Raw genomic sequence first — 6,672 nt, forward strand, 5'->3', positions numbered from 1 at the left:
CGGCGCGTCAGCCGCGCTCGCCCGCGATCAGCGCCAGACCCTCGGCGACGGAGACGAACTCGCCGCCGGCGGTGACGCGCGCGGCGCCGAAGCGCTGCTCGAACAGCCGCCGCACGGCCGGCACGAGGGAGGTGCCGCCGGTGAGGAAGACATGGTCCACCCGCTCCGCCGGCATCGCCGCATCGGCCAGCGCCGCCTCCAGCGCCGCGGCGATGCGCGCGAGTTCCGGCGCGATCCAGGACTCGAACGCCGCGCGCGCGATCGGGACCTCCAGCGCGAGGTCGGCATGGGCGAAGCGCAGGACCGTGCCCTCCGCCTGCGAGAGCGCGGCCTTCGCCTCCGACACCGCGCGGTAGAGCGCGTAGCCCGCCTCGTCCTGGATCAGGCGGAGCAGGTGCCGCAGCCGATCGGGATGCTCCGCGGTGCGCGCGACCTCCGCGATGTCGCGCAGCGTCTTCGGCGCGCGCATCAGCGAGAGCTGGTGCCAGCGCGCGAAGCTCGCGTACCAGGCGGGCGGCACGGGCAGGGGCTTGCCCATCACCGTGTAGCTGCCGCCCTTGCCGAGCGCCGGCGAGACGACGCGGTCGATGATGCGGTAGTCGAAGGCGTCGCCGGCCAGGCCGACGCCGGCATGGCCGAGCGCCGTCACCTTGCGCGGCGGCCCCGGCTCGAAGCGCAGCACGGAGAAGTCGCTGGTGCCGCCGCCGAAATCGGCGACCAGCACGGTCGCCGGGCGATCGAGCCCGGAGGCGAAGCGGTGGCCCGCGCCGGCCGGCTCCAGCGCCACCTCCACCTGCTCCATGCCGGCGGCGGCGAAGGCGGCGCGCAGGCGCTTTTCGCCGAGATCGCCGCTCTCCGCCTCGCCGACGAAGCGCACGGGCCGGCCGATCACGATGCGCGCGCCGGCGAGCTCCGCGGCGAAGGGCGCGAGCAGCTCGCGCAGGAACAGCGCGACCAGCGCTTCCAGCGTCCAGGCGCGGCCGAGGATGCGCGTCTCGGTGAAGCTGCGCTGCGCGAGATAGCTCTTGAGCGACATGATGAGCCGGCTCTCGAGCGGATCGTCGAGATAGGCCTCGATCGCCGCCGGCCCGGCGGCATGGCGCGCCCGCCCGCCGGCGGCGCTCCAGAAGCACAGCACGGAGCGGAACACCTCGCCGGTCGCGTGCCGCAGCGTCTCGCAGCGCCCGTCCGGTCGCAGCAGGGCGACCACGCTGTTGGTGGTGCCGAAATCGATGCCGATGGCGGGGCGCATGGTGTGGCCGAGCGGCGCGCCCCCTCAGCCGATCTCCTCCAGCAGCGCGCACAACGTTGCGCAGCGCGGCGCGAGCTGTTCCCACAGGATGTGCTCATGCGGCGCATGCGCGCCGGCGCCCGGGCAGCCGAGGCCGTCCAGCGTCGGCACGCCCATCGCCGCCGTGAAGTTCCCGTCGGAGCCGCCGCCGCGATGCTGCACCGGCAGGTCGTAGCCATGCTTCGCCGCCAGCGCCTTGGCCTGCGCGTAGAGCGCGAGGATTTCGGGCGTCTCGGCGAAGGGCGGGCGGTTCATGCCGCCGGTCACCGTCACGGCGACGCCGTCGCGCTCATAGGCGAGGCCGCGGATCGCCGCTTCCATCCGCTCGCCGAGCGCGATGGTCGGCACGCGCAGATCCACCTCGCACCAGGCTTCCGGCGAGATCACGTTCGGCCGCGTGCCGCCGCCGATCGGCGCGACATTGGTGGTGACGCCGGCCGCGAGGTCGGTCATCGCGTGGACCTTCAGGATCACCTCGGCCAGCGCGACGATGGCGCTGCGGCCCTCGCTCCAGTTGCCGCCCGAATGGGCGGAGACCCCGCGCACCCGCACCTCGAACCGGCCGACGCCCTTGCGGGCGGTCACCGCCGATCCGTTGGCCCCTGCCGGCTCCGGGATCAGCACGGCGCGGGCGCCCTTCGCCGCCTGCTCGATCGGCGCGCGGCTGGTCGGGCTGCCGACCTCCTCGTCCGGCGTCAGCAGCAGGATGATCGGGCGACGTGTCGAAATCTTCTGGCGCAGGATCTCGCGCACGGAATGGAAGGCCATGAAGCTGCCGGCCTTCATGTCGTAGATGCCCGGGCCATGCGCCTTCGCGCCCTCCACCCGCCAGGGCATGGAGGTCGCGAGCGTGCCGTGGTCCCAGACGGTGTCGAGATGGCCCGCGACCACCACCGGCGCCCCCTCGCCGGGCGTGCGGCAGACCAGCGTGTCGCCGAAGCCGTCGCGGCCGGGCAGGCGCGCGATGGCGCCGCCCGCGGCGGCCAGCTCGGCCTGGCAGCGGTCCAGCAGGCGGTTGACGGCGGCGGCATCGGTGGTCGGCGTCTCGGCCTCCACCCAGCCGCGCAACTCGGCAAGCAGGCGGTCGGAGGAGCCGATCTCGGTCTTGGGCATGGGGTCGTCCGGGCAGGGAAAGCGCGGCTTCTGGCAAGCCGGCGGCGCGGCGTAAACCCCGCCCCTTGCCGCGCCCCGACCCCCCGGCTAACCAAGCGTGTTGCAGTGCAGCGGGGCGGCGGGACAGATGAGCGAAGGCGTCTTCTACGAGGACCTGGCCGTGGGCCAGAAGGCCAGCTTCGGCAAGACCATCACCGAGGCGGACATCGTGCTGTTCGCCGCGGTCACCGGCGACACCAACCCGATGCACCTGAACGAGGAATACGCCAAGGGCACGATCTTCGGCGAACGCATCGCCCATGGCATGCTGGCCGCGGGCCTCATCACCAAGGTGATGGGCACGCAGCTGCCCGGCCCCGGCACCATCTATCTCTCGCAGAACCTGAAGTTCCGCCGGCCGGTGCGCATCGGCGACACGGTGACCGCCACGGTCGAGATCACGGCGCTGAGCCCCGAGAAGCACCGCGTGTCGCTCCGCACCGTCTGCACCGTGCGCGGCGAGCCGGTGCTGGAGGGCGAGGCGCTGGTCACCGTCCCCTCGCGCGCCGCGGTGGCCGCGAAGGAAGCGGCGGAGTGAGCGCATCCGATGACCGCGGGGCGCAGCCGCCGCTCGTGGCGGCGAGCACCGCAGGTCTCGATCGGATGCGCAGACTCAAGCGCGTCTGCGTCTTCTGCGGCTCGATGGTGGGCACCCGGCCGGCCTATGCCGAGGCCGCCCGCGCGCTCGGGCGGGAGGTCGCGGCGCGCGGCCTCGGCCTGGTCTATGGCGGCGGCGCGGTCGGGCTGATGGGCATCGCCGCCGATGCCGCCCTGCAGGCGGGTGCCGAGGTTGTCGGCGTCATCCCCTATGGCCTGCTGAAGCGCGAGGTCGGCCATGGCGGCGGCGTCGAGATGCACATCGTGGACACGATGCATGAGCGCAAGGCGAAGATGGCCGAGCTCTCCGACGGCTTCGTGGTGCTGCCCGGCGGCTACGGCACGCTGGAGGAAGCGGTGGAGGCGCTGACCTGGGCGCAGCTCGGCATCCAGGACAAGGGCGTCGTCTTCCTCGATGTCGAGGACTACTGGCGGCCCTTCCTCGGCGCGCTCGACCACATGGCGGCCGAGGGCTTCGTGCGCCCTGCGCATCGCCCGCTGGCCATGCGCGCGGCGACGCCGGGCGCGGCGCTGGACGCGCTCGCCGCCTACGCGCCCCCGCCCGGCACCCAGGTCTGGCTGCGGCCGGAGCAGATATGAGAACCGTGGTGACGCCCTCAAGCGCCGGGCGGCCGCTCCGCGGCCTTGGCTTCGCCGCATGCGCGGCGGCCGCCATTCGGCGGCTCGGCGTGCTGCGCAGGCCGCGATGAATCCGGTCATCATCGAGGACTGGCGCGCGGTGCCGGTGGCGCTGCGCGGCGCGACGGTGGCGCTCGGCAATTTCGACGGCGTGCATCTCGGCCATGCGGCGGTGGTCCGTGCGGCGCACGCGGCGCGCCCCGAATTGCGGCGCGCGGTCCTGACCTTCGAGCCGCATCCGCGCGAGCATTTCCGGCCCGAGGACCCGCCCTTCCGCCTGACCCTGCTGCCCGCCAAGGCGGAGGCGCTCGGCGCGCTCGGCGTCTCGGTCATCTACGCGCTGCGCTTCGACGCGGCGCTCGCCGCCATGCCGGCCGAGACCTTCGTGGACCAGGTGCTGCAGCAGGGGATCGGCGCGAAGCACCTGGCCTGCGGGCCGGACTTCGCCTTCGGCCACCGCCGCGGCGGCGACACCGCGTTCCTGGCGCGCGAGGCCGAGGCGCGCGGCATCGGCCTGACCATCGTGCCGCCGGTGATGGATGACGGCGCGCAGATCTCCTCCACCCACATCCGCCGGCTGCTGCAGGACGGCTATCCGGAGCGCGCCGCGCGCGACCTCGGCCGCCTGTTCGAGCTGCGCGGCGAGGTGTTTCACGGCGACCGCCTGGGCCGCGAGCTGGGCTGGCCGACCGCGAACATCCTGCTCGGCCGCCAGGTGGAGCCGGCGCGCGGCGTCTATGCCGTGACCGTGGTGCTGGCCGATGGCAGCGAGGTGCCGGGTGTCGCCAATGTCGGCCGCCGCCCGACCCTCGGCGGGGATCCGGTCACGCGGCTGGAGGCGCATCTCTTCGACTGGTCGGGCAACCTCTACGGCCAGGAGATCCGCGTGCGGCTGCACGCCTTCCTCCGCCCCGACGCGACGTTCGGCGGGCTGGAGGAACTGAAGGCCGCGATCGCGGCGGATGCGGCGCAGGCGCGGCGCGTCCTGGGCGCGTAGGACCGCGAACCCGGCTCAGAACCGCTCGAGCAGCTTGCCGCAGCCTTCGACCTTGTCCTGGATGCCGCGCGCACGCAGCGCGTGCCAGTAGGTCGCGGTGTTGATCGCGATCACCGGCTTGCCGAGCCACATCTCCGCCATCGCGGCCAGCTTCACCATGGACAGGTTCGTGCCGACCTGCACGATCGCATCCACGTCGTCGCCATCGAGGTATTTCATCGCGGCCACGCATTCCTCGGACGTCGTCTCGGCGATGCCGATCCAGCTCGGCCGCTTCAGCGCGATGTCGCGCACGACGGAGAAGCCCATGTCGGTGAAGTAGCGCGCGACCTCGGTGTTCATCGCCGGCCAGTAGGGCGAGAGCACCGCGATGCGCTTCACCCCGCCATAGGCATTCAGCGCTGCCGTGCAGGCATGGCTGCCGACGCTGATCTTGAGGCCGGAGAATTCCTCCACCTGCTTCACGAAGCGGTCGGCCCCCTTCGCGCCATCGAAGAAGGTGACGGCGGACATGCCCATCACCAGGTGGTCCGGTGCGCAGGTAATCACGGACTTCACCGCGTCCAGCGTGTTCCCGGCGATCACCTCGGCGCCGGCGCGGAAGGTCTCGTTGGAGATCGCATTCGCGTTCGGCGTGAAGATGCGCGCGTAGTGGTTGGTCACGCCCGCCGGGCGCATCATGTCGAAATCCGGCTGCACGATGGTGTTGGTGGACGGTCCCATGACACCGAACTTGCACCGCCAGCCCAGCATGTCCTTGCTCATCGCAGCCCTCCTCGGCAATCGCGCGGGGGCAGCCTGCCACAACCGCGGCGCGGCGGAAGGGCTCCGCGGGCTTGCGATGGGAGGGCTGCCAGCCTGGGAAGGGACGGCGGGCGCCGCGCCCTGGCGTCCTGGCCCGGCTTGCGTTACGGGCGTGCCCGACCCAGTCTGCGTCCCAATCAGGGAGAGCGAAGCAATGGCTTATCCGCTGCCGCGCCGTTCGGCATTGACCCTTGCCGCCGCGATGCTCGCGCGGCCCAGCCTTGCGCAGACCGGCGACTGGCCGAACCGGCCGATCCGCTGGGTCAATCCGGGCCCGGCCGGGGGCGCCGGCGATGTCATCTCCCGCCTCGTCGCTGACCGGCTGAGCGCCCGGCTCGGCCAGCCGGTGGTGGTGGACAACCGCCCCGGCGCCGGCACCAATATCGGCATGACCGCCGTCGCCCGCGCCGCGCCCGACGGCTACACGGTGGGGCTGGCGACCATCGCCGCCAACGCCGCGAACAAGTGGCTCTACCGGGAGATGGCCTTCGACCCCGAGAAGGACTTCGCCGCCGTCGGCATGATCGCGCTGGTGCCGAACATCGTGGTGATCCCGCCCAGCGTGCCGGCGCGCACGCTGCAGGAATTCATCACCTGGGCGAAGGCGCAGAACCGGCCGATCAACTTCGGCTCGGTCGGCGCCGGCTCGTCGCAGCACCTGGCGGGCAGCCAGTTCCAGGTGATCACCGGGCTGCCGATGCAGCACCTGCCCTATACGAACAGCGGCCAGATGAACACGGACCTCATGGAGGCCCGGATCGACATGCTGTTCCAGTCCATCTCGGCGGTGACCCAGATGGCGCAGACCGGGCGGATGCGCCCGCTCGCGGTCAGCGGCACCGCCCGCGTCGGCGCCTTCCCCGACGTGCCGACCATGCAGGAACAGGGCGTGGACATCACCTCCACCGGGTGGTTCGGCCTCTGCACCCCGGCCGGCGTGCCGGAGCCGATCCTGGCGCGGCTCGACAAGGAACTGGGCGAGATCGTGGAGGACCCGGCCTTCCGCGACCGCATCGCGGCCACCGGCTCGATCCCGCGCAAGATGGGCCGGGCGGACTTCCAGGCCTTCATGAACGCCGAAAGCCTGCGCTGGCGCGACGTGATCCGCGCGGTGGGCGCGACGGCAGGGTGAGGGCGTTCGGGGGGGGGGGGGGGGGGGGGGGGCGGGCCCCCCGCCCCGCCCCCGCCCGCC

At 72.7% G+C, this 6,672-nt stretch carries 7 protein-coding genes; 4 read left to right on the plus strand and 3 right to left on the minus strand.

The features are described 5' to 3' along the window. Nucleotides 1-7: 7 nt before the first annotated feature. Nucleotides 8-1,252, minus strand: coding sequence for an Hsp70 family protein (locus AC1MIR_RS18505; protein ID WP_480029666.1), 1,245 nt, complete (start codon nt 1,250-1,252; stop codon nt 8-10). 24 nt (nt 1,253-1,276) lie between these two features. Next, nucleotides 1,277-2,404 carry a M20 family metallopeptidase gene (locus AC1MIR_RS18510; protein WP_480029667.1) on the minus strand — a complete coding sequence of 376 codons (1,128 nt, stop codon included), beginning with the start codon at nt 2,402-2,404 and terminating at the stop codon, nt 1,277-1,279. A gap of 127 nt (nt 2,405-2,531) precedes the next feature. On the opposite strand from AC1MIR_RS18510, the gene AC1MIR_RS18515 reads away from it, so the two are divergent. The 3 genes from AC1MIR_RS18515 to AC1MIR_RS18525 all read left to right on the plus strand — a co-directional run bounded on the left by AC1MIR_RS18515 (nt 2,532) and on the right by AC1MIR_RS18525 (nt 4,676). Beyond that, on the plus strand, nt 2,532-2,981 hold the full coding sequence (locus tag AC1MIR_RS18515) for a MaoC family dehydratase (RefSeq protein ID WP_480029668.1): 450 nt from the start codon (nt 2,532-2,534) through the stop codon (nt 2,979-2,981). Between the two features lie 65 nt (nt 2,982-3,046). Beyond that, nucleotides 3,047-3,640 carry an LOG family protein gene (locus AC1MIR_RS18520; RefSeq protein WP_480029669.1) on the plus strand — a complete coding sequence of 198 codons (594 nt, stop codon included), beginning with the start codon at nt 3,047-3,049 and terminating at the stop codon, nt 3,638-3,640. A 106-nt stretch (nt 3,641-3,746) separates the two neighbouring features. Further along, the gene (locus AC1MIR_RS18525) at nt 3,747-4,676 is read left to right on the plus strand and encodes a bifunctional riboflavin kinase/FAD synthetase (protein WP_480029670.1); all 930 of its coding nucleotides are present in this window, start codon (nt 3,747-3,749) and stop codon (nt 4,674-4,676) included. 15 nt (nt 4,677-4,691) lie between these two features. On the opposite strand, the gene AC1MIR_RS18530 is transcribed toward AC1MIR_RS18525, so the two are convergent. After that, nucleotides 4,692-5,441, minus strand: a complete 750-nt coding sequence (locus AC1MIR_RS18530; protein WP_480029671.1) for a maleate cis-trans isomerase family protein — start codon at nt 5,439-5,441, stop codon at nt 4,692-4,694. A gap of 193 nt (nt 5,442-5,634) precedes the next feature. Between AC1MIR_RS18530 and AC1MIR_RS18535 the strand changes: the two genes are divergently transcribed. Continuing rightward, entirely contained in the window at nt 5,635-6,612 is a 978-nt protein-coding gene (locus tag AC1MIR_RS18535) for a Bug family tripartite tricarboxylate transporter substrate binding protein (RefSeq protein ID WP_480029672.1), read from the plus strand. The last annotated feature ends 60 nt before the right edge of the window (nt 6,613-6,672 follow it).

This window comes from Falsiroseomonas sp. RANM36 (assembly GCF_056682175.1).

Coding starts and splice junctions, on each gene's coding strand:
- AC1MIR_RS18510 (WP_480029667.1), bottom strand. CDS start 2,404: ATGCCCAAGACCGAGATCGGCTCCTCCGACCGCCTGCTTGCCGAGTTG.
- AC1MIR_RS18505 (WP_480029666.1), bottom strand. CDS start 1,252: ATGCGCCCCGCCATCGGCATCGATTTCGGCACCACCAACAGCGTGGTC.
- AC1MIR_RS18515 (WP_480029668.1), top strand. CDS start 2,532: ATGAGCGAAGGCGTCTTCTACGAGGACCTGGCCGTGGGCCAGAAGGCC.
- AC1MIR_RS18520 (WP_480029669.1), top strand. CDS start 3,047: ATGCGCAGACTCAAGCGCGTCTGCGTCTTCTGCGGCTCGATGGTGGGC.
- AC1MIR_RS18525 (WP_480029670.1), top strand. CDS start 3,747: ATGAATCCGGTCATCATCGAGGACTGGCGCGCGGTGCCGGTGGCGCTG.
- AC1MIR_RS18535 (WP_480029672.1), top strand. CDS start 5,635: ATGGCTTATCCGCTGCCGCGCCGTTCGGCATTGACCCTTGCCGCCGCG.
- AC1MIR_RS18530 (WP_480029671.1), bottom strand. CDS start 5,441: ATGAGCAAGGACATGCTGGGCTGGCGGTGCAAGTTCGGTGTCATGGGA.